Raw genomic sequence first — 18,769 nt, forward strand, 5'->3', positions numbered from 1 at the left:
ATCATAGAATTGTTAAAACTTTATTTTGTAGAATATTTTTTGAAGTAAAAAAACGTCAGATTTCAATCAAAAAGCCTTCAATAAAAATGAATTATTGAAGGCTTTAATACTGTTTTTTTGATTGGTTAATTATAATCTCCGGTTGCCCATTTTTTACTTGGAGCAATCCAGTTATCTGAAGCTTTGTATAAAAAGCCATGTTTTAAATTGGTATTCAGTTCGATTTCCTTAAAGTGATTTATTTTAAGCTTAGAAGTTTCTTTTCGTTTAATTGCTGAAACGCCATAAATATCTGATTTTTCATAAATCGTTAAAATGTTGCCGCAGAAATTAATATCCGGAATTTGTTCTATGTCAGAATCTTGAAAACACCCAATAAAAACAAAATTCACATCAGGATTTGCTAGATAAGTGGAAACGTATTGTGCAATATAACCACCTTTTGAAGTTCCAATGACAGTTATTTTATTTGGAGAAATTCCTTTTTTTATAAGTGCTTTAATTTGCTTTACGATTTTTTCTGCATAATCGGCAGCATTTGTGTTTTTCTTTCTTTTTTCACTATAAACAATAAAATTGTCTTTTCTAAAAGATGCTAAAATTTCATTGTATTCTGCTTTTCCGTATTCAGGATGGGCTGTATTTAAATCATTTTCTTCAACAAATTTATTGTGTAAGAAGAAAATGTACCGTTGGTCTTTTTTTGTTATTCCCGATTGTCCGAAACTTGTAATGCTGGAGAGAAAAGCTAATAAAAAAGTAAACAATAACTTTGGTAATGGTTTCATAGATTGGTTTGTTTTTTTGATGAGTCTTTTAACAAATATAGAAAACAAAACGGCAGATTTATTCTTTTTAGTATGTACTATCTTAATAAAGAAAAACGCCAATTGACTTAATAGAAAATTGGCGTTTTAAGATTTATTTTGATTGAAAGTATTACAATTTCAAATCATCAACATCATTATAATGTACTTTTTGAATAATTGTACCGTTTTGTAAAACTACTATACTAGGATTTGCTCTTTCAACCGTTTTTAAAGCGGTTGCATCACAGAAATAGAAATCAACATCTAAGTTGTATTGCTTTTTGGCTTTTGCAATTTCATCAGCTCCAGATGCTGTCATGGCAATTACTTTGTAACCTTTTGCCTTTGCATCAGCAGTAACTTTTGCTAATTTTTTCATTCCAGACGGTTCAGATAAAGTCAAATCATAAGTTACAAAAATTACTAATTTCGGTTCTTTTAAGAATTCATCTTTATAATCAGAATCGTCTTTTGTCATTGTAAAATCGTGAATTGGCGGTACATAACCTTCAGAAATTACTTTGTCTTTACGGTCAACAAATGTTGCACCTTCTGGAATATTCATTAAATCTTTCTCTGTAAATTCTTTGTCAACTCCGTTTACTTTGTAGATAAAAATCATCTCAACTACAGACTTTGGAGCTCCTTCTGGAATTTCCATTCCTTTTTCGATGTTAGTTCCCACTTTGTACGGACGGAAATCTTTTATAGGATTGTGGTTTAAAACCCAAACAGCCATTAACGAACATAAAAGCACACTTACGTAAACTGCAAAATTGGTTTTTGGAGTTGAAAACAATGGTTTTATTAATTTTTGATTGATGAATAAAATCAAAATAAAGAATAATAAAACAATGTCTTTTGTAAAGGATTGCCAAGGCGTTAAATGCAAAGCATCACCAAAACAACCGCAATCTTTTACTACATCAAAATAGGCAGAGTAGAAGGTAAGGAATGTAAAGAATACAATTAGAAGCAGTAATGCCCAAATCGTCAATGTTGCTCTATAGCCAACTAATAACATTACACCTAAAACTACTTCTAAAATCACTAGAAAAATAGCTAAACCTAAAGCAAAAGGCTCTAAGAATGGCATGTTGAAAACAGGTTCGCTAAAATATTCGGCCAGTTTGTATGAGAAGCCAACTGGGTCATTTAGTTTTATTAATCCCGAAATGATAAATAATACACCTACAAATATGCGGGAGAACTGAGTAATAATGTTTTTCATGGCAAATATTTAAAATTTAAATTCCTCCCGATGATTATCGGGACCAAATACCAAGTCAAAGATTGGAATTTGGGATTTTATTTTTTTGTAATTTGATTTACTTGATTGGGTTTAAGATTAAAGCAAAAACGGCATAATTAATCATATCCTGATAATTAGCGTCAATGCCTTCAGAAACTAAAGTTGCACCTTTGTTATCTTCAATTTGTTTTACGCGAAGCAGTTTCTGAAGAATTAAATCAGTTAAAGAGCTTACACGCATATCACGCCATGCTTCTCCATAATCATGATTTTTGGCTTCCATTAAATCTTTCGTAAGTTTTACTTTAGCATCATACAATTCAGTTGCTTTTTCAACATCAAGATCAGGCTGGTCAACAACTCCTAATTCTAACTGAATTAAAGCCATAATAGAATAATTGATGATTCCGATAAATTCTCCTTTTTCATCTTCATCAACTTTGCGAACATCGTTTTCTTGTAAGCTTCTGATTCTTTGCGCTTTTATGAAAATTTGATCCGTTAGCGAAGGCAATCTTAAAATTCGCCACGCACTGCCGTAATCTTTCATTTTATTGATAAACAAGGTTCGGCAAACCGTGATTACATTATCAAATTCTTGAGAAGTATTCTTCATTTATTGCTGTATATTTGCTAAAATTTTTCCAAAAATAAGGATTAAATTAAAGAGTTTCAAGTTTAGTGTTTTCTTTGTTTCAAGTTTTTTCTAAACAAAGTGTTAACGGTAATAACTTGAAACCTGAAACTTGAAACAAAACAAACAATGACGATTAATTGCAAAGGCGAACTTATAGATTTAACGATTCCTAAAGTAATGGGAATTTTGAATGTTACGCCGAATTCTTTCTTTGATGGAGGAAAATATAAAAATGAAGACGATATTATTTCGCAGGTTGACAAAATGCTTTCTTATGGTGCTGCGTTTATTGATATTGGCGCTTATTCAAGTAAACCTAGTGCCGAATTTGTTTCGGAACAAGAAGAAATCGATAGAATCGTTCCAGCTATAGAATTAATTTTAAAACATTTTCCAAAGGCATTATTATCAATAGATACTTTTAGAGCCGAAGTGGCAAAAGCAAGTATAGAAAGCGGTGCCGCAATTATAAACGATATTGCCGCTGGAGAACTAGATGATAAAATGTTTGATGTAATTGCAAAATATAACGTTCCATACATTATGATGCATATGCGCGGCAATCCGCAGACGATGCAGAGTTTGACGCAATATGAAGACATTGTAAAAGAAATGCTGTTTTATTTTTCAGAAAAAGTACAAAAAGCAAGAAGTTTAGGAATTAATGATTTGATTCTAGATCCAGGATTTGGTTTTGCCAAAACAACCGATCAGAATTATGAGGTGATGCAAAAAATGGAACTTTTTAATCTTCTAGAATTGCCTGTTTTAGCAGGAATTTCAAGAAAGTCAATGATTTATAAAACACTTGATATTACACCGCAAGAAGCTTTAAACGGAACTACGTTTTTAAATACGATTGCTTTAACAAAAGGAGCAAAAATTTTGCGTGTGCATGATGTTAAAGAGGCAGTGGAATGTGTTACTTTGTTTAATAAATTAGATTTATAATTGAAATAATCACCGAGTTTGTCATTTCGACGAAGGAGAAATCTTCGTTGTTAGATCGACAAAGATTGGCGAATTTCTCTCAGGAAATACTAGTGTGATTTCTCTTTCGTCGAAATGACATACTTTGAGTTTAAAAACAAACAAATATGAAATACTTTACTATAATTATTGCTTTCCTACTTTTCTCCTGTGGAAAAAAAGAAGACGTTTTACTTCCAAAAGCAAATGTTTCAATTGTAAAAGACGTGCAAGATCATTCGCCGATTTACATTTTTTTTAAAACGGAAGGAAAGGATACGATTGCTGATTTAAATAGAAAAAGTGCTATTATTTCGACCAATTGGATTTTCAATATCGATAAGCGTTTGCCTTTGAAAATGGTAATTCCGCAGGTTATGAAAATGCAGGAAAAGAAAAGAGCGGACAGTGCTCACAAAAATGAAAATGCTGAAAACTATTATTCTTACGCTGATTCTATCGGAAAGAATTTAGCTTTTCTGCCTTTCACGAAAGTGTATTATAAAATGGAAATTGCGAATAATAGAAGTCAGCTGTATTTTAAAAAGAACGGAAAGATACAATACAGCGGAAGAAAAACGTATGATTTTCCTAAAAGTAATTTAAAGCCATTTTTGGATAGTTTGGTTATAAATCCAAAAGCTCAAATTACATTTTCATATGATAAAAACATGAGTTATGGAGATTATATTCAATCTAAAATTCTTGTAAAAACAATTATTGATAAAAAGATACCGTTTGTTTTTATAAACGAAGATGAAGAGTTTGTTTTCTAGAAACTGCGATTAAACCATTAAACAAATCAACGATTAACCGTTATTGATGATGATAAGGTTCGTTACGTAAAATCGTAAATCCGCGGTACAATTGTTCGATAAAAAATAAACGAACCATTTGGTGTGAAAACGTCATTAGCGAAAGTGAAACCTTTCCTTGTGCTTTTTTATAAACCGTTTCCGAAAATCCGTAAGGACCTCCAATTACGAAAACTAGTGTTTTTACGCCAGAATTCATTTTCTTTTGCAATTCTTCAGAAAAACCAACGCTGGAGAAGTTTTTTCCGTTTTCATCTAATAAAATTAATTGATCGGTTGGGGAAAGTTTTGACAGAATTAATTCGCCTTCTTTTTCTTTTTGCTGACTTTCAGATAAGTTTTTACGTTTTTGATATCGGGAATAATTTCCAAATCAAATTTGATGTAAAATGACAAACGTTTGGTGTAATCGTCAATCAAAGTTTGAAGCGATTTATTGTCTGTTTTGCCTATTGCGATTAGTTTGATGTTCATTGTTTTTTTCTTTTGCCACGAATTACAGTAATTGTCGCGAATTTATTTTTTAGCCACAGATTTCACAGATTAAAAGGATTTTTTATTAAATTTTAATCTGCTTGATCTGCGAGAAAAAAAAATATCCTCTCGCAGATTTAACAGATTTGGCTTATTTTATTTTTAATATTTTGGTTTGAAAAAAACTGCGTTTATCAGCTTAAATCTGCAAAATCTGCGTGAAATTTTCCACAGATTAGTTTTTAGAAAACTTAGCTTCAAAAGTTTTAAAACGAGTATCTAAATCTTTTATTAATTGTTTTTTTACTGCTGCATCTTGAATAAAACTGTAATTGATGCTGTTGTAAACGTATTTTTTAATCGTTTCGTAATTCACATCAGGATACCTTTTTGCTAATAAAACATATTGTTCGGTCATATTAGTTCTTAAAATTCCTGCATCATCTGTACTGATTACGATAGGTACATTAAATTCTTTATAAAGAGTAAATGGATGTCTGTTTTCTTTTACTTTCAAAATAAACTCATTGCTGGCTAAATTGATCTCAATAGGAATATTGTTTTTAGACATATATTTCAATAAGTCGTATGAATTTGCTTCGTAAGCAATGTCAACTCCGTGACCAATTCTGTTAGCGCCCGCGATATAAATCGCATCATTTATATGCCAAGTTAAATCTTCTGGCTGAACCAAACCTAAAGTCAATTCGCCTGCGTGAAGTGTATATTTTACTTCTGGAAATTTTGAATGACAATATTTAAACATCACCATGTGAAGCCAGTAATCTTTCATAGAATTTTGTCCGTGTTCTGGAGAAACGATGTTTACACCCGCAGTCAGTTTGCTTTCGTTAGAAGAAATAAAAGCAATAACTAAGTTTTTAAACAAGTCTACCGGATCCATAAAACGCAGTACAAAGTTTTGATAACGCATTGTGAATTTTTCGTCATCCATTTTTAAGTCTTTATGCAGTTTTGCGATAAAATTGTTGTTAAAATCTAAAGCATATTTTTTGGCATCTTTTTGCTGAAGCGATTTATACAATTCATCTAAAAGTTTTAAAACCGCTTTTTCATCTTTTGCATTTGCGGCAAGGCGAAGTTTTGTATTGAAATCGTTTAGATCAGAAACATTCATATTGCACGGAATCGTTGATAATTGCGTTTCAATGTAACTTACATTTTCTGAAATAGCACGCTTTTTTAATTCAAGCATTCCTTCTGCAAAATGACCAGCGATAGTTGGTTCGAATTTCATAAAAGAATCAAAAAACTGATCGTCAGACGGTACAGAACCATTATAATCCTTAATAGACCAAGTCTGCATAATTTGCTGTTCGTAATAGTCTAGTTTTCCTTTTTCTTTAAGAGAAGAGAAGCTTTCCCAGTTTCCTTTTGCAGGTTTGGTTTTAGAAACTTCCATAGTTTCTACATTCAAATAAAAGTTTTCTGCAATCGCTCTTTCTAAAAGAGGTTCTGCATAAATTGATCCTGAAAAATGGTGGTGTAAATCGCCTCCTTTTGGCATTTGTTGAAAGAAAGCTGTTAAGAGAGCTTCATTATTTCTGATTTTTTCTAAATAACTTTCAGCTGTTTGAGAAAAGCCGATTTGTGCTATAAAAATACAGAAAAGCGTAATTATCCTTGTCATACTCTAAGTTTAAATTACGCGCAAATATACGAGTTTCTGCGGAGATTTGAAAATTTCTTTTGAAGTGACAAAGGTTCAGAGTGACAAAGTGACAAAGTTTTTTTTTAAATGTCTTTTAAGTATTAACAAAAAAGACGTACAAAAGTACGTCTCTATAAAATCTTTGAAACTATGTTCCTATGTTTCTTTGTCACTTTAAGAAAAAAGTACATCACGAATTTCTTCGACTTTATCAAAAATACTTTTTGCAAAAGGACAAAGCGGAATAATTTTTAAATTATTAGTTCTGGCATATTCTACGGCAGCCATAACAAGTTTTTTGCCAACTCCTTTTCCGTTAAAATCTGGGTTTACTTCAGTATGATCGATAATAAATTTTGTGTCTCCTGCCCAAGTATAAGTCATTTTTCCAGCTTCTTGTCCGTCTTCTACAGCTTCAAAGTAGCCTCTTCTTGTATCGTTTATTTGTTGAATTTCCATGATGATTATATTAAAGTGGTTTTAATTTCGATTGAGTTTGTTAATGTTTTATGTATTGGACAGCTATTCGCAATAGTCTCTAAACGTTGTTTTTGTTTTTCGTCTACTTCGCCTGTAACTTCAATTTTTCTTGTAAATACAGAAATGTTTTGATGACTGTCTCTTTCAAAATCTACTTTTACATTGAGTTCAGAAACATCCCATTGTTTGCGATTAATATACATTCGCAAAGTAATCAAAGTACAAGACGCTAATGCAGATGCTAAAAGCTCTGATGGACTAAAGCCAAGATTTTTTCCTCCAACTTCTTGAGGTTCATCGGCGATTACTATATTTCCGCTGGATGATGTTATTTCGGTGCGATACAAACGAGTATCTATTTGTGCTGATATTGTTTTCATAATTTATTTGATTCTTGGTTCAGGTAACGGAACGAATTCTGTTTCGCCTGGAACTTTTGGAAAAGTCTGTGCTGTCCAGTCTTGTTTGGCTTTTTCGATGAGGTTTTTATCTGATGAAACGAAGTTCCAAAAGATAAAATGTTCTTCAGGAAACGGCTGTCCGCCAAAGATATAAACAGTTGAATTTTCGGCAATTTCAAACTCACAAAGTGTACTGTCGTTTGTAATTAAAATTTGTTTTGGGTCGTAAATATGTTCTCCGCTTTTGATGCTTCCTTCAAGAATGTACAAACCACTTTCGCCAAATAGATGACTTCCAATATTGATTTTTTTAGCTTCTTTACTTTTGATCTCAATAAAATAAAGCGGACTATAAACAGGAACTGGAGATTTTTTCCCAAAAGCTTCACCGGCAATTAATTTGTATGAAACGCCATCTTCTTCCCAAGCTGGAATGTCATCTGCTTCAACATGCGTGAAATTAGGATCCATTTGTTCCAATTCTTTTGGAAGCGCTACCCAAATCTGCAATCCGTGAAGCATTTTGTCTGAATGTCTTAAATATTCTGGAGTTCTTTCAGAGTGAACAATTCCTTTTCCGGCTGTCATCCAGTTTACGGCGCCAGGTTTTATTTCCAATTCGGTTCCTAAGCTGTCACGATGCATAATGCTTCCTTCAAACAAGAATGTCAAAGTCGAAAGTCCAATATGTGGGTGTGGAGGAACATCCATATTTTCATGATCACTTAAATGCGCAGGTCCCATATGATCGATAAATACAAATGGACCAACAGCTCTTTTTTCACGGAAAGGCAACAAACGACCTACCATAAAGTTGCCAATATTGGCAGCACGTTCTTCGATAATTAAACTGATATTTGACATGTGGTATTTTTTATTTGATTTGAAAACAAAATTAAAGTAACGACGCTTGTCTGTAGCTTAATTTAGATTAAGAAAAGTTTGTTTTGGTTTTTTTTGCGAATTATAAAAGTAAGGAAAATGTAGAATAATTCAAATGCTTCTTTTTATTTAGTTCTGTTTGTCATTCCGAGGAACGAGGAATCACACAAAAAACTCAGCAAAATAATGAGCCAATCTTTGTCGAATCTCTAGTGTGATTCCTCGTTCCTCGGAATGACAAAGATGCGAGAATGCGTTATGATTATTCTATCAATTCAAATTCTAAAACTTCACTTTCCGTTCCATTAATAATAATCGACAATTGATGCGTTCCTGTATGAAAAACTCTTGTTGTAATTAATTTGAAAGATTGGTTTCTTTCAATTTTGGTTAATTGATTCGGATGGTAAACTTTCTCACTGATTTTAAATACTTTTTTAGCCAAATGTCCTTTTGCTTTTTTGTAATGAACGGCATATTCTAAACGAATCGTTTTTGGGTCTTCGTTTTTATTGTTTAAGTGAAAATGAAATTGCAGATAATCACCAATTTTTACAACAGGTGTTTTAACTTCAAATGATGATAGTTCGATATTCGTGCTTTCTAAACCATAATGACTTAAAATTTCAGGATGTCCTTGTTTTAATAATGTTCTACAGCCGTGTTTGATAATTCCATCAGTTTCTTTGTTTTGACCTTTCCATCTAGAAGCGATTTCTAATACAATTTGCGGATTATCTTTTGCAATATCATTTAAGTTATTAGCAACACTTCTTCGGACATATTCGGAAGGATCGTTTTTTAGGTTTTCTAAAATAGGCAGGATAGAAGAAGGATCATTTTTCAAGAACGGAATTGCCATTGCCCACGGTAATCTTGGGCGCGAGCCTTCGCTGGCTAAACGACGTACGTGATGATTTTCGTGCTGTGACCATTTTACCATTTCGTCGATCATTTGCTCTTTGTATTTTAGAATAAAAGGACGAACAGCAAATTCACAGCTTATAAATTGTGTTATAGAAACAAAGGCTTTCGTCGAAGTTTTAAAATCGTCTAAACCGTAAATTTCGATATAATCGGCAAAGAAGATAAAAGCCAGATTGCTGTCTGTGAAATTATTTTTCTTTAAATTCTCAATGATTTTGTCAATTAGAGAAACAGCTTCTGGGAAATTTTGCGGCATAAATTGATGAAATACAACTGTGGTATGTTTCATTCTTTCTTTCCATTCTTTTTGAGCAAAATCACCTTCATAAATTGCTTCAATAAATTTTTGTTTGTTGAATGTTGGATGCACTTCGGCTACAGCCTGACTAAATTTTTCGTAGAAAGAAACCGAGTAAATATCTTTAATTAATCCCATAAATTTTGTTTGCTTGAACCTCAAAGATATTTAATGTTTTTAATTGTGGATGCGGATTTTAGTTGAAAAAAATATAAACTTTAAATATTTCCACTAAAGATTTATGTGATAGATTAAAAAGATTAGCGCAGATTTTTTGAAATCATTTTAATTTTAATAATCCGCAGCTGATAAAAAAAAGTTAATAAGAAACTTTTCGTACAATGGAAACTTTTAATTCCATAAAATAAGTCATAATTTAGCCTATTATAAAAAATAGAAAAATGATAAGTGAAGCTCAATTTCAATCAGAATTAGAACTTTTGATTCGTAATGCGATTAGAGAAGATGTAGGATCAGGCGATTATAGTTCTCTTGCTTGTATTCCTGATACTGCTCATGGTCAAGCAAGATTATTGGTAAAAGATCAGGGAATTATTGCTGGTGTTGCACTTGCGAAAATGATATTTGATTATGTTGATCCAAAATTAAAGGTAAAAACTTTTATTGAAGATGGAACGCATGTAGAATATGGTGAAATTGTTTTTGAAGTTTCTGGAAGTTCTCAATCTATTTTGAAGGCCGAAAGAGTAGTTTTAAATACTATGCAGAGAATGTCTGCAATTGCAACCAAAACAAATCATTGTGTACAGCTTTTAGAAGGAACGGGAGCTAAAATATTAGATACTCGCAAAACGACTCCAAATTTTAGAGCAGCAGAAAAATGGGCGGTGAAAATTGGAGGTGGAGAAAACCATCGTTATGCTTTATATGATATGGTAATGTTGAAGGATAATCATATTGATTTTGCCGGCGGTATTACGCTTGCTATAAAAAAAACGAAAGAGTATTTGAAAGAGAATAATCTAGATTTAAAAATTATTGTTGAGGCTAGAAATCTTGATGAAATTCGTGAAATTTTGTTGAGTGACGGTGTTCACAGAATTTTAATTGATAATTTTAATTATGAAGATACTAAAACTGCTGTAGCTTTGATTGGTTCAAAATGTCAGACAGAATCTTCAGGAAATATCAGTGAAAAAACGATTCGTGAATACGGGCTTTGCGGTGTAGATTATATTTCGTCTGGAGCATTAACTCATTCTGTTTATAATATGGACTTGAGTTTAAAAGCTTTTTAATTGAGTAAAGTGTTTTAAGGTGTAACTTTTGTAATCTAAAATCCAACTCAACAATCTAAAATCTAAAATAGTATGTCTCAAGAAATAGAAGATCGGATTGAAAAAGTACCTGTAATACGTTCTATAGCCCGATTTTTTAAGAAGATAAAATTGCCTTGGCTGGAAGGTTTTTCGCTGTATGATTTGCTTGAAATGTATACCTTAGGAATTATTGAAGGTGCATTTTCGTATCATGCCAGTGCTGTTTCTTTTAGCTTTTTTATGGCTTTATTTCCTTTTGCGTTATTTATTTTAAACTTAATTCCTTTTATTCCGATAGAAGGTTTTCAGGCCGATTTTTTACAGTTTGTGCAGCAGGGAGTTCCTCCAAATACTTACGATGCTATTAGTAAAATTATTAGTGATATTTTAAATAATAGTCACTCTGGATTGTTATCATCGGGATTTTTGCTTTCGATTTTTTTAATGGCAAATGGTATTAACGGAATTTTAAGCGGCTTCGAGTCTTCTAAACATGTTTTTGATAAGCGTGGCTTTTTAAAACAATATTTGGTTGCATTGGCCATTTCGCTTGTTATGACTATTATACTGTTTGTAACGGTGGCTACTATTGTTGTTTTTGAGGTTTTTATTCAAAAAACAATTATTCAGGATGTTTTGAGTGATCGTATTCCGTTGATCATTTTAAGTAGATATTTATTTATTATGCTGATGATTTTGATAACATCTTCAATATTATTGCGTTATGGTACAAAGCAGTATAATAAAGTGCCTTTTATAAGTATAGGATCGGTTTTTACAACAATCTTAATTGTTATATCTTCGTTCTTTTTTGGGATTTGGGTTATAAAATTCTCAAAATATAACGAACTTTATGGTTCAATTGGAACATTATTAATTCTAATGTTTTACATTTGGATAAACTGTATGATTCTGCTTTTGGGTTTTGAACTGAATGCCTCAATCAGAAAATTAAAACAAAAAAAAATAAATAGGTATGAAAAATTGGATCTTAACAATTGGTGTTTTTTTCTTCGCATTAAGTACAATGCAATCTCAAAGTGTTATCGGAAAATGGAAAACTATTGACGATGAAACGGGTGAGGCAAAATCTATAGTAGAGGTTTATGAAAAATCTGGAAAAATTTACGGTAAAATAGTTGAAATTCTTCGTGCTGATCATAAAAAGGATGTTTGTACTAAATGTGATGGTGCTGAGAAGAATAAACCTATTTTAGGAATGGTTATTATGAATGGTCTTAAAAAAGATGGTTCTGAATATAACGGAGGAACTATTTTAGATCCTACAAATGGTAAAAAATACAAATGTTATATTTCATTAGAATCTGCAGATAAATTGAAACTTCGCGGTTATGTTGGAATTTCTTTAATGGGAAGAACACAATATTGGACACGAGTGAAAAATTAACTTTTAAAATATGCGAAAATTAGCTTCGATAGTTTTATTCTTAGTCTTAGCTTCAAATAGTTTTGGACAATCTAAGAACTCGCCATTACAAATAAGTCATCTTACGGGTGACTTTTATGTTTATAAAACATTTCATGATTATAAAGGAACAAAGATTTCTGCCAATGCTTTGTATTTGGTTACAAGTAAAGGTGTGGTTTTGTTTGATGCCCCTTGGGATAAAACGCAGTTTCAGCCTTTATTAGATACGATAAAAGCAAGACATAATAAAAAGGTTATAATGCATTTTGCAACGCATTCTCACGAAGATCGTGCTGGAGGATTGGATTTTTATAGAAAGAAGGGAATTAAAACCTATACAATCAAATTAACAGATGATATTCTTAAAAAGAATAACGAAGGCAGGGCAGAATTTATAATTCCGAATGATACCACATTTACAGTCGGTCAGCATACTTTTGAGGTTTATTATCCAGGAAAAGGCCATGCTTCTGATAATGTTGTTGTATGGTTTAATAAAGAGAAAGTACTTTACGGAGGTTGTTTTGTAAAAAGTATATCTGCTGTTGATCTTGGTTATTTAGGAGATGCGGATGTAAAAGAATGGCAGAAATCGATGCATAAAGTGCAAACCAAATTCAAGAAGCCTGTTTATGTTATTCCGGGTCATGACGATGGAACTACTGCAAAATCTCTAAATCATACTTTGAAATTGGTTAATGATTATTTAGCTAAACCTTCAGGAAAATAATAAATTTCCAAATCATATAAAATTAGTGCATGTTTTTTATCGAAGTTGTTTTACCGCTTTCTTTAGCTAAAACTTTTACCTATCGCGTTTCTGAAGCTGAATATCATTTTATAAAAAAGGGTATGAGGGTGGCAGTGCCATTTGGTAAAAGTAAAATTTATACGGCGTTGGTGATCGACATACACGAAAACGCACCAACATTATATGAGGCAAAAGAAATTCATCAGATTTTAGATGAAAAACCTATTGCGACCGAAACGCAGATTAAACATTGGCTTTGGGTTGCTAATTATTATATGTGCGGCATTGGCGATGTTTATCGCGGTGCTTTTCCAACTGGATTATTATTAGAAAGTGAAACTATTGTTTCGCACAAACCAGAAGTTGTTGTAAATGATTCAGAACTTTCAGATGATGAGTTTTTAGTTTATGAAGCGCTGCAGCATCAAAGTTCACTTAAAGTTCAGGAGATTGTTTCGATTTTAAATAAGAAAAATATTCTGCCAATTCTTCAAAAATTAATTGCAAAGGATATTATTGTTTTAGAAGAAGAAATAAAAGAAAGTTATAAACCAAAGCTGATTCGTTATGTAAAATTACATTCACAATATGAATCAGATAATGGTTTAGGAGAACTGCTTGAGGTTTTAAAAAGTGCTAATAAGCAAAAAGAAATTGTATTGGCTTATTTTCAGATAAGCGCTTCAGAAAAGAAACCAATTACGGTAAAGAAATTGATTGAAGTTTCAAATTCTACTTCGGCTGTTGTAAAAGTTTTAATCGAGAAAGAAATTTTTGAAGAGTATTATTTACAGCACGATCGTGTTTCATTTAATGGAGAAAAATCGGAAAAAGAACTTCAATTAAGCGAAGCTCAGGAAAATGCTTTTACTGCAATTAAAAATAGTTTTTTAGAAAAAGAAGTTTGTCTTCTGCATGGTGTTACATCAAGTGGAAAGACAGAAATTTACATTAAGCTGATTGAAGAATATTTAGAAACGGGTAAACAGATTTTGTACTTGCTGCCGGAAATTGCACTTACAACACAATTAGTTTCTCGATTGAGGCTTCATTTTGGAGATAAAATTGCTGTTTTTCATTCAAAATACAGCAATAATGAACGAGTTGAGGTTTGGAAACAAACGCTTGAAAATTCTGAAAAAGCACAGATTGTAATAGGAGCGAGGTCTGCCTTGTTTCTGCCTTTTAATAGTTTGGGTTTACTTATTGTTGATGAAGAACATGAGCAGACTTTTAAGCAAACTGATCCTGCACCAAGATATCATGCACGCGACTCTGCAATTGTTTTGGCAAATTTTCATAATGCCAAAGTACTATTAGGATCTGCGACCCCGAGTATAGAAACTTATTTTAATACTCAAACAGATAAATATGGCTTGGTAACTTTAACCGAGCGCTACAAAAATGTTCGAATGCCTGAAGTGGTTTTGGTTGATTTAAAAGACAAACATTTCAGAAAAAGAATGACGGGGCATTTTAGTGATCTTTTAATTGAAGAAATTGCCGAAGCTTTGTCTTTAGGTGAACAGGTAATTTTATTTCAAAACAGAAGAGGTTATTCACCTATAATAGAATGTATGACTTGTGGTCATGTACCGCATTGTCAGCAATGTGATGTTAGTTTGACATTTCATAAATTTAAAAATCAATTGCGTTGTCATTATTGTGGTTATTCAATTGCAAAGCCAACACATTGTCATAGCTGTTCGAGTATAGATTTGACAACTAAAGGTTTTGGGACGGAACAAATTGAACAGGAATTGATTTCTCTTTTTCCAAAAGCTAAAACAGCCAGAATGGATCAAGATACAACGCGAGGTAAATTTGGCTTTGAAAAAATTATCGATACTTTCAAAAATAGGGAGGTGGATATTTTGGTTGGAACACAAATGCTTGCCAAAGGTCTTGATTTTGATAATGTGAGTTTGGTTGGAATTATGAATGCTGATAATATGCTGCATCATCCAGATTTTAGAGCTTTTGAACGCAGTTTTCAAATGATGACGCAGGTTGCAGGAAGGGCAGGGAGATCTGAAAAACAGGGCAAAGTGGTGATTCAAACATACAATCCAAATCATAACACGATTCAACAAGTTACAAATCATAATTATATGGGTATGTATAAGGAGCAATTGTATGATAGGATGATTTATAAATACCCGCCTTATTTCAGGATTATTAAACTTACTTTAAAACATCGTGAGTTTGAAAAGCTAAAAGAGGGTTCTATGTGGTTGTATCAGGTTTTAAGTCAGAACTTAAAAATGCCGGTTTTGGGTCCTGAAGAGCCTGCAATAAATAGAATCCGAAACGAGTATATTCGAACTATTTTGATTAAAATTCCACAGGAAATTCCATTAGGGAGTACAAAAAAAACTATCCAAAAAATATTGAATAGTTTTGAGGCTGTTGCTCAGTACAGAGCAGTAAAGGTTGTTGTTAATGTCGATTTTTATTAAAAATTACGACGTTGATAATGCTTTTACTAAGTCTTCTTTTTTGTTGCGGCTAAGCGGAATTTTAGTAATCCCGATCTCGGCAAACTTGCTGTTAAAACGTTCTACTTTATCTATATTAATGATGTACGATTTGTGTACACGAATAAATTTATCTTTTGATAAGTCATTTTCAAAAGACTTCATAGTTGAAAGTACCAAATTACTGTCGTCTTCAGTAACCACTCTTACATAGTCTCCAAAAGCTTCGATCCATTTGATTTTTGCGGTGAAGATTTTAAGTTTTTTAAGGTTGCTTTTGATAAAAATATGTTCGCCTTCTTCTTCTTTAACTTCTTTTTTAAGCAAATGCATATCTATAGCTCTTTTTACAGAAGCATTAAAACGGTCAACGGCAATAGGTTTTTGCAAATAATCGGTCGCATCATAATCAAAAGCTTTCAAAGCGTATTCAGCTTTAGAAGTAATGAATATAATCTGCGGTTTAGACTTTAGTCCATCAAGGAAGTCAAAGCCGTTTATAACAGGCATTTCTATATCAAGAAATATTAGGTCGATATTATTTAAAGAGATACAACTCTTCGCTTCAATTGCATTAGAAAAATCACCGATTAAATGCAAACCTGGGTGATTATTGACTAATTTTGCAATAATTGTCCTTTGTATAGAACTATCATCTACAACAACACAGTTTAGTTTCATAACAATAAATTTAGAATAAATTCAGGATAGCAATAGTAAATGTATTATTTTTTTGTAAAAAAAACTAAAGTTAAGCTCTGTTTTTTACATTACAACGAATAAAAGTAAAAAAGTGTTGTATATTTAAAAATTATGATTACTTTTGCACCCAATTTTAACAAATAAATATTGTATTTATGAATCATTATGAAACTGTTTTCATTTTAAATCCCGTTTTATCTGAGGTTCAGGTGAAGGAAACAGTAACGAAATTTGAAGAATTTCTTACTAGTAGAGGAGCTGAAATGGTATCGAAAGAGGATTGGGGTCTTAAAAAAATGGCTTACGAAATCCAAAACAAAAAAAGTGGTTTTTACCATTTATTCGAATTCAAAGTAGCTGGAGAAGTTCTAATTGCTTTTGAAACTGAATTCAGACGTGACGAAAGAGTTATGCGTTTCTTAACTGTAAGTTTAGACAAACATGCTATTTCATGGGCGGAAAGAAGAAGAGCAAAATTAAAATCTACTAAAGCGTAATTATTATGTCTACAATCGAACAATCTGCAAAAGGAAAAAAAGACGGAGATATCAGATATTTAACGCCTTTAAACATTGAAACTAACAAAACTAAAAAGTATTGTCGTTTCAAAAAATCAGGAATCAAATACATCGATTACAAAGATGCTGATTTCTTATTGAAATTCGTAAATGAGCAAGGAAAAATTCTTCCTCGTCGTTTAACTGGAACTTCATTAAAATACCAAAGAAAAGTTTCTGTAGCTGTAAAAAGAGCTCGTCACTTAGCTTTAATGCCATACGTGGCCGATTTATTAAAATAGTATAAAAAAAATCTAGTCGCTGGTTTCTGTTAGATCAGAACCTAACTTCTAAAAATAAGGACAACAACATGGAAATTATTTTAAAACAAGACGTACAAAACTTAGGATTTAAAGATGATGTAGTATCTGTAAAACCTGGTTACGGTCGTAACTTTTTAATTCCTCAAGGTTTTGCTACATTGGCAACTCCTTCTGCTAAAAAAGTTTTAGCTGAAAACCTAAAACAAAGAGCACATAAAGAAGCTAAAGTTGTTGCTGATGCTAAAGCATTAGCTGAAACTTTAAAAGCTCTTGAAATTAAACTTACAGCAAAAGCTGGTGGAGAGAAACTTTTTGGTTCTATCACGAATATTGATATCGCTGAAGCTTTAGAGAAATCTGGAAATGCTATCGATAGAAAATTCATCACTAGTGGAATCGTTAAACGTACTGGAAAATACAATGCTTCAGTTCGTCTACACAGAGATGTAATCGTTGAGTTAGCTTACGAAATTGTTGCTGAAAAGTAATAGTTTTAAAGATTATATGAAAATCCCGATGTAAATCGGGATTTTTTTGTTTAATACAGATCAATAGTAATAATTAGACTTATGGTTGGTAGCTTATAGCGTATTGCTTAAAGCTTACAACGTAAAGCATAAAGCCTAAAATAAAATGAAATACGCAAGATTAACAAAAGAACAATTTGATGAATTACATGCTGAATTTGCTAGCTTTTTAGCGACACAAGCTATTGATAAAGCAGAGTGGGATGCTCTGAAAGTAAACAAACCTGAAGTTGCTGAGCAGGAATTAGATGTTTTCTCAGATTTAATTTGGGAAGGGGTATTGTCAAGAGCTGAATATTTAGAGCATTTCTCGAGAAATCATATTTTCTTGTTTCAGTGTTTTGAAACTCATGTACAATCAATAGTTTTGAAATCATTAGTTGAAGAAACTGATTTTTTAACTACGGAAGGTTTACAATGGTTGTCTGATAATATGTTTACTGAAAACATTGAAATGAAGGTTGGAAAGAAGGTATTTACTGAAGATAGAAATGCATCTATATTTGAGTTGATTCAGCAAGGAGCTTTTTTAAGTGATGGACAATTATTTTCTCAGATTAATTCGATAATTGAATCTTAGTTTTTAAATTAATAATGAAGTAAAAGGTAAATAGTTGCTTATTGCAATTGTTTGCCTTTTTTAATTTTTTAACTTTTGTTTAAGCTTTGCTGTTTTTTTACCCCGTATTTCTACGCTTTTTTTCTTAATACTGCAATAAATTGAAATTTTCAGGTGTAAATGTAAGATTTGTTCCTTGTTTGGCTAGTTTTGGTATTTTTTTGATTGATTTTTCTTTTTATTGTAGTACATGTACTACAATAAAAAGTTTAACACAAAAAACAAAGAATTTTGATTGATGCTTGACGATAAAAAGATGCAGTTTAACTATAGGTTTTTCTGATGTTCTCACGTTTTTAGTTTTTTTGAATCAAAAAATAGAATTTTACGTTTGTTTAAATGTTTTTCTTTTTCTAATTTTAGTTTAGAAAAGTTAAACAAGTTAGTTTTTCTTATTTCTTGGAAATTACATTCTTAAATAAGGTATTTTTTAATACTTAATTGTTTACTTCTATAATAATGAGAGTTGAAGTTTTTATAATAACTTAATTAAGACTGCTTATGGAATTAATCATTACTTTCTTTATTCATTTTTGTCATTAGGTATT

General features: G+C 31.7%; 20 protein-coding genes and 1 pseudogene. 11 read left to right on the plus strand and 10 right to left on the minus strand.

Annotation, left to right across the window (positions count from 1 at the left end):
- Window positions 1–125 precede the first annotated feature (125 nt).
- The 3 genes from BOW55_RS18550 to BOW55_RS18560 all read right to left on the minus strand — a co-directional run bounded on the left by BOW55_RS18550 (window position 126) and on the right by BOW55_RS18560 (window position 2,677).
- A complete protein-coding gene (locus BOW55_RS18550) occupies window positions 126–788 on the minus strand; it encodes a DUF2974 domain-containing protein (RefSeq protein ID WP_129025730.1) in 663 nt (220 codons plus the stop codon).
- A gap of 151 nt (window positions 789–939) precedes the next feature.
- Window positions 940–2,040, minus strand: a complete 1,101-nt coding sequence (locus BOW55_RS18555) for a BT_3928 family protein (RefSeq protein WP_129025732.1) — start codon at window positions 2,038–2,040, stop codon at window positions 940–942.
- 97 nt (window positions 2,041–2,137) lie between these two features.
- Window positions 2,138–2,677, minus strand: a complete 540-nt coding sequence (locus BOW55_RS18560) for a DUF1599 domain-containing protein (RefSeq protein ID WP_129025734.1) — start codon at window positions 2,675–2,677, stop codon at window positions 2,138–2,140.
- 147 nt (window positions 2,678–2,824) lie between these two features.
- Between BOW55_RS18560 and folP the strand changes: the two genes are divergently transcribed.
- Window positions 2,825–3,649, plus strand: coding sequence for a dihydropteroate synthase (folP, locus tag BOW55_RS18565; RefSeq protein ID WP_129025736.1), 825 nt, complete (start codon window positions 2,825–2,827; stop codon window positions 3,647–3,649).
- 146 nt (window positions 3,650–3,795) lie between these two features.
- Entirely contained in the window at window positions 3,796–4,443 is a 648-nt protein-coding gene (locus tag BOW55_RS18570; RefSeq protein ID WP_129025738.1) for a hypothetical protein, read from the plus strand.
- A gap of 40 nt (window positions 4,444–4,483) precedes the next feature.
- On the opposite strand, the pseudogene rlmH reads toward BOW55_RS18570, so the two are convergent.
- The 6 genes and pseudogenes from rlmH to BOW55_RS18600 form a co-directional block, all read right to left on the minus strand.
- Window positions 4,484–4,956: pseudogene (gene rlmH, locus BOW55_RS18575) on the minus strand (23S rRNA (pseudouridine(1915)-N(3))-methyltransferase RlmH).
- 235 nt (window positions 4,957–5,191) lie between these two features.
- Window positions 5,192–6,607, minus strand: a complete 1,416-nt coding sequence (locus tag BOW55_RS18580) for an adenosine deaminase (RefSeq protein ID WP_129025740.1) — start codon at window positions 6,605–6,607, stop codon at window positions 5,192–5,194.
- Between the two features lie 195 nt (window positions 6,608–6,802).
- Window positions 6,803–7,087 carry a GNAT family N-acetyltransferase gene (locus tag BOW55_RS18585; RefSeq protein ID WP_129025742.1) on the minus strand — a complete coding sequence of 95 codons (285 nt, stop codon included), beginning with the start codon at window positions 7,085–7,087 and terminating at the stop codon, window positions 6,803–6,805.
- Window positions 7,088–7,092: 5 nt separating this feature from the next.
- Complete coding sequence (locus BOW55_RS18590) at window positions 7,093–7,488, minus strand: OsmC family protein (protein WP_129025743.1); 396 nt, start codon at window positions 7,486–7,488, stop codon at window positions 7,093–7,095.
- A gap of 3 nt (window positions 7,489–7,491) precedes the next feature.
- Entirely contained in the window at window positions 7,492–8,373 is an 882-nt protein-coding gene (locus BOW55_RS18595; RefSeq protein WP_129025745.1) for a pirin family protein, read from the minus strand.
- A gap of 280 nt (window positions 8,374–8,653) precedes the next feature.
- Window positions 8,654–9,754, minus strand: a complete 1,101-nt coding sequence (locus BOW55_RS18600; protein ID WP_129025747.1) for a DNA alkylation repair protein — start codon at window positions 9,752–9,754, stop codon at window positions 8,654–8,656.
- A gap of 263 nt (window positions 9,755–10,017) precedes the next feature.
- Between BOW55_RS18600 and nadC the strand changes: the two genes are divergently transcribed.
- From nadC to priA, 5 genes are all read left to right on the plus strand, one after another.
- The gene (gene nadC, locus BOW55_RS18605) at window positions 10,018–10,875 is read left to right on the plus strand and encodes a carboxylating nicotinate-nucleotide diphosphorylase (protein ID WP_129025749.1); all 858 of its coding nucleotides are present in this window, start codon (window positions 10,018–10,020) and stop codon (window positions 10,873–10,875) included.
- A 72-nt stretch (window positions 10,876–10,947) separates the two neighbouring features.
- Window positions 10,948–11,964, plus strand: a complete 1,017-nt coding sequence (locus tag BOW55_RS18610; RefSeq protein ID WP_241686612.1) for a YihY/virulence factor BrkB family protein — start codon at window positions 10,948–10,950, stop codon at window positions 11,962–11,964.
- The gene (locus BOW55_RS18615; RefSeq protein WP_129025751.1) at window positions 11,873–12,304 is read left to right on the plus strand and encodes a DUF2147 domain-containing protein; all 432 of its coding nucleotides are present in this window, start codon (window positions 11,873–11,875) and stop codon (window positions 12,302–12,304) included. Before BOW55_RS18610 ends, BOW55_RS18615 begins: the two co-directional genes overlap by 92 nt.
- A gap of 10 nt (window positions 12,305–12,314) precedes the next feature.
- A complete protein-coding gene (bla-B1-FLAV, locus tag BOW55_RS18620; protein ID WP_129025753.1) occupies window positions 12,315–13,055 on the plus strand; it encodes a subclass B1 metallo-beta-lactamase in 741 nt (246 codons plus the stop codon).
- 29 nt (window positions 13,056–13,084) lie between these two features.
- Window positions 13,085–15,535, plus strand: a complete 2,451-nt coding sequence (gene priA / locus BOW55_RS18625; RefSeq protein ID WP_129025755.1) for a primosomal protein N' — start codon at window positions 13,085–13,087, stop codon at window positions 15,533–15,535.
- A 3-nt stretch (window positions 15,536–15,538) separates the two neighbouring features.
- On the opposite strand, the gene BOW55_RS18630 is transcribed toward priA, so the two are convergent.
- Window positions 15,539–16,234, minus strand: a complete 696-nt coding sequence (locus BOW55_RS18630) for a LytTR family DNA-binding domain-containing protein (protein ID WP_071637338.1) — start codon at window positions 16,232–16,234, stop codon at window positions 15,539–15,541.
- 176 nt (window positions 16,235–16,410) lie between these two features.
- Here BOW55_RS18630 and rpsF point away from each other — a divergent pair, with 176 nt between their 5' ends.
- The 4 genes from rpsF (at window position 16,411) to BOW55_RS18650 (ending at window position 18,182) form a co-directional block, all read left to right on the plus strand.
- Entirely contained in the window at window positions 16,411–16,752 is a 342-nt protein-coding gene (gene rpsF / locus BOW55_RS18635) for a 30S ribosomal protein S6 (protein WP_007810575.1), read from the plus strand.
- A 5-nt stretch (window positions 16,753–16,757) separates the two neighbouring features.
- Window positions 16,758–17,054 carry a 30S ribosomal protein S18 gene (rpsR, locus tag BOW55_RS18640; protein ID WP_002987043.1) on the plus strand — a complete coding sequence of 99 codons (297 nt, stop codon included), beginning with the start codon at window positions 16,758–16,760 and terminating at the stop codon, window positions 17,052–17,054.
- A 68-nt stretch (window positions 17,055–17,122) separates the two neighbouring features.
- Window positions 17,123–17,563, plus strand: coding sequence for a 50S ribosomal protein L9 (gene rplI / locus BOW55_RS18645; protein WP_089052249.1), 441 nt, complete (start codon window positions 17,123–17,125; stop codon window positions 17,561–17,563).
- 145 nt (window positions 17,564–17,708) lie between these two features.
- Complete coding sequence (locus tag BOW55_RS18650; protein ID WP_089052248.1) at window positions 17,709–18,182, plus strand: DUF6495 family protein; 474 nt, start codon at window positions 17,709–17,711, stop codon at window positions 18,180–18,182.
- Window positions 18,183–18,769: the final 587 nt, after the last annotated feature.

Origin of the sequence: Flavobacterium sp. YO12 (assembly GCF_004119495.1) — a bacterium.
Classification (GTDB): Bacteria; Bacteroidota; Bacteroidia; order Flavobacteriales; family Flavobacteriaceae; genus Flavobacterium.

Coding starts and splice junctions, on each gene's coding strand:
- BOW55_RS18550 (WP_129025730.1), bottom strand. CDS start 788: ATGAAACCATTACCAAAGTTATTGTTTACTTTTTTATTAGCTTTTCTC.
- BOW55_RS18555 (WP_129025732.1), bottom strand. CDS start 2,040: ATGAAAAACATTATTACTCAGTTCTCCCGCATATTTGTAGGTGTATTA.
- BOW55_RS18560 (WP_129025734.1), bottom strand. CDS start 2,677: ATGAAGAATACTTCTCAAGAATTTGATAATGTAATCACGGTTTGCCGA.
- folP (WP_129025736.1), top strand. CDS start 2,825: ATGACGATTAATTGCAAAGGCGAACTTATAGATTTAACGATTCCTAAA.
- BOW55_RS18570 (WP_129025738.1), top strand. CDS start 3,796: ATGAAATACTTTACTATAATTATTGCTTTCCTACTTTTCTCCTGTGGA.
- BOW55_RS18580 (WP_129025740.1), bottom strand. CDS start 6,607: ATGACAAGGATAATTACGCTTTTCTGTATTTTTATAGCACAAATCGGC.
- BOW55_RS18585 (WP_129025742.1), bottom strand. CDS start 7,087: ATGGAAATTCAACAAATAAACGATACAAGAAGAGGCTACTTTGAAGCT.
- BOW55_RS18590 (WP_129025743.1), bottom strand. CDS start 7,488: ATGAAAACAATATCAGCACAAATAGATACTCGTTTGTATCGCACCGAA.
- BOW55_RS18595 (WP_129025745.1), bottom strand. CDS start 8,373: ATGTCAAATATCAGTTTAATTATCGAAGAACGTGCTGCCAATATTGGC.
- BOW55_RS18600 (WP_129025747.1), bottom strand. CDS start 9,754: ATGGGATTAATTAAAGATATTTACTCGGTTTCTTTCTACGAAAAATTT.
- nadC (WP_129025749.1), top strand. CDS start 10,018: ATGATAAGTGAAGCTCAATTTCAATCAGAATTAGAACTTTTGATTCGT.
- BOW55_RS18610 (WP_241686612.1), top strand. CDS start 10,948: ATGTCTCAAGAAATAGAAGATCGGATTGAAAAAGTACCTGTAATACGT.
- BOW55_RS18615 (WP_129025751.1), top strand. CDS start 11,873: ATGAAAAATTGGATCTTAACAATTGGTGTTTTTTTCTTCGCATTAAGT.
- bla-B1-FLAV (WP_129025753.1), top strand. CDS start 12,315: ATGCGAAAATTAGCTTCGATAGTTTTATTCTTAGTCTTAGCTTCAAAT.
- priA (WP_129025755.1), top strand. CDS start 13,085: ATGTTTTTTATCGAAGTTGTTTTACCGCTTTCTTTAGCTAAAACTTTT.
- BOW55_RS18630 (WP_071637338.1), bottom strand. CDS start 16,234: ATGAAACTAAACTGTGTTGTTGTAGATGATAGTTCTATACAAAGGACA.
- rpsF (WP_007810575.1), top strand. CDS start 16,411: ATGAATCATTATGAAACTGTTTTCATTTTAAATCCCGTTTTATCTGAG.
- rpsR (WP_002987043.1), top strand. CDS start 16,758: ATGTCTACAATCGAACAATCTGCAAAAGGAAAAAAAGACGGAGATATC.
- rplI (WP_089052249.1), top strand. CDS start 17,123: ATGGAAATTATTTTAAAACAAGACGTACAAAACTTAGGATTTAAAGAT.
- BOW55_RS18650 (WP_089052248.1), top strand. CDS start 17,709: ATGAAATACGCAAGATTAACAAAAGAACAATTTGATGAATTACATGCT.